General features: G+C 49.7%; 2 protein-coding genes. Both read left to right on the forward strand.

The features are described 5' to 3' along the window. Positions 1-154 precede the first annotated feature (154 nt). Complete coding sequence (gene repA / locus J8X26_RS25660; RefSeq protein ID WP_208952394.1) at positions 155-400, forward strand: replication regulatory protein RepA; 246 nt, start codon at positions 155-157, stop codon at positions 398-400. Between the two features lie 303 nt (positions 401-703). Further along, complete coding sequence (locus J8X26_RS25665) at positions 704-1,810, forward strand: Replication protein (RefSeq protein ID WP_307803517.1); 1,107 nt, start codon at positions 704-706, stop codon at positions 1,808-1,810. The last annotated feature ends 1,008 nt before the right edge of the window (positions 1,811-2,818 follow it).

Genomic DNA, 2,818 nt, shown 5'->3' on the forward strand with positions numbered 1-2,818 from the left:
CAGAGACATGGGAAGGAAACATTGTAAAAAAAAACAGCATGTTACCTGACAACGCCTTAATGCGACAGAACCGTTTTAACATTTACTGCCAACCTGCGGATTTTGTAGTAATCTTTGCGAAACGATCCTTGCTCAGATCCTTGAGGGGGCTGAAATGTCGCAGGTAGTAAATTCAGATAATGTATCTGAAAGAACGAAACGTCCATACCGAAAGGGTAATCCGTTAAGTGGCGCAGAAAAACAACGTGATGCAATTGCACGTAAGCGCATGACACATAAAGAGCTGAAGGTTTTTATTGAACCGAAGACTAAAGACTTATTGTTGGACATATGTGCCAAAAACGGGCTTACGCAGAGCGAGCTTTTGTCAAAATTAATTGAACAAGAAGCAAGAAAGTAATGCGAATTACCTTTGTGTTGCCCTTTTAGGAGGGGAGTGCTAAATTACGGATCGTTAAGACTTTTTACAGGCTAGCCACGCCGTAAGGTGGCAGGGAACAGGTGTCTCGGTGATTTTTCCCGAAACCTGAAAAGCAAAAAGACCCGATAATCTTCCTCAACTTTGCCGGGCTGAAAAGATCAATCGGGGTCCCACTAAAACCGCATAGAAGCGTGCCTCTATGCGGGGAGTATAGTATCGTGCCCAAAAAAGTACAATACATTCCGTGCCTACTCCTTCTGTGCATTGTAAGTGCGGGAAGGCGTGAATAGGCAACAGATAACTGGTCATACCTCGCTACTGGTCGAACCAGGGCAACCTAAAAATACCCGTCGCGGCGAATCTAATGCCTTGCGTCGTGGCCAACCCAAAATCCACCGGCGTTATGCGCCTGAGTTGTGCTGTTCCGTTCCACGCGGAATGGCCTCTAAAGTTGTCGGTCGCTTGAAGAGTCATGACTGGCGTCGCAATAATGAATTGATTGCACTGCGCCGCGTCGGCCTCGTGCCTTATAAAAAACGCAACGATCCCAACTATGCCCCAAAACCGATGCGTATCCATGCCCGTTCAGAGATACGCGAAACCTTGACCGTGCTTTCGATGGCGATGGCGGCTAACTGTGACTATAACCCCGACAGTGATTACAACTTTGAAATCATGTTGCCGTTTGAGCAAATAGCGGCGGCCACGGGGACATTGCACGTCTATAACAACGGGCGAAAAGCCTATGACAGCGCGCTTGAAGGGTTATCTGTCATGGAGCAGCTGGGCTACGTCATCGTCAATCGTGATAGAGACACTGATACCGGGCAGAACAAGCCGTTACGCATCTGGCTGACGGATAAATTCTTTACGTCGCGCGGTATTCTGGTCGAAGAAATCCGCCAGTGGCTGGGGCAGTTCAAAATGTGGGCGATTAAAAACGGCCTGACCGAAAGCCTGCGCAGAAAATACGAACATCACCTGCTGCGGATAGAGCGCATTGGTATCAGCATCAAAGATAAGCACTCGTTGCGTAACCGGCTGAAGCAAATTAAACGCTGGGTAGTGAGTCCTGACCTGACGGCGGAGAAGCAGGCCAAAGTCTCGATGCTGGAAGGTGAGCTGGAGACCCTGCGTCGCCAGAATGACGAACGTCTTGATGAAGTTCTGGACTGTACGGCCAGTAACCTCCGGTCGCTGGCCAGAGCCAAGGCCAAGCGTCAGAATCCGTACTATCAGGCATATATTGCCTGGTCTACCAGTGCGAAGGTGATGCCGCATCAGGTTAATTCGCTTGAACAGACGCTGAGCCAGGCGCATCCCGGACTTCGGCACAGCGACCCTGAAACGTTTTACCGGTTGCTGCTCGAGCGCGCCGGCGCGCTGTAAAAATCCCTGAAGAAGCATTTCTCTACCGTGGCAGCTGCGCGGGGCTTTCCCGTGTCTGCAATTTGCCAGTTCGCCGCTGTCACTCCTCTGATTTTCCTCCTCGCCGCCTGTTAACCCACCCCTGTCACCAAATCTGATATCGAACGGTCATTTTTCGGGCTGCTTTTGCACGGAGGTAAACCATTAACTTCGAACAGTAAAATTAACTTCGAAACCTATACCTTGTTTATTATTAATTCCGAACGTTATTCCTGAACAAAATAAGCCCTTTAAAAAGGGAGTATTTTCCGTTGCGGCTAACGCGCGCACTCTAAAGTACCTCTCTGTTACGGGCAAAAAACCATCCCCAAAACAACAAAGTGCAAACTGGCCAAAAGAAGAAATGCCTCCCACCGCACGCGGCGGGCCCCAACACCCACAACTTAGTTACAGCATTCATCTAGTCAACCAATGCGCCCGTGCAAATCTGTAACCACAGCACGAAACCCAGCCACTGCAAAGCGGCGCCCTCCCGGCCAGAGGCCGGAATGGTGTCGCTTTATCAATGGATGTTGTAACTAGTGGGTGCTGAGTTGCTGTAAGTAGTGTCGCGGAAAGGTTTGTGTACACGCCCGTAAGCGCCTAAAGGCGCTAACGCGGAGATACGCCACGGTTACGGCCTCTGGCCTTACCGTGACCACTCCGACGGCGCACAGATGCCTATCATGGCTGATAGTGGGTATGGTCTGGCAGGGCGAAAGGGGGGGATTGGTGAAATCTATCAAACCTGGGCGGCTGCGCCGCGTCTCGGCGACCTTCAACATAAGTTAAATCAAACATATTCTCTGTCGCCTCTATGCCCTAACGGGCATGACAACCTTACACCATACAAATACGATAGAGAATCATTCTCGCGACAATAATTATTAACTCTCGTGGATAGTTATATGCACTTTATACGGTTCTGTCGCATTAAGGCGTTGTCAGGTAACATGCTGTTTTTTTACAATGTTTCCTTCCCATGTCTCT

Origin of the sequence: Rahnella sp. ChDrAdgB13 (genome assembly GCF_017655185.1) — a bacterium.
Taxonomy (GTDB): Bacteria; Pseudomonadota; Gammaproteobacteria; order Enterobacterales; family Enterobacteriaceae; genus Rahnella; species Rahnella contaminans.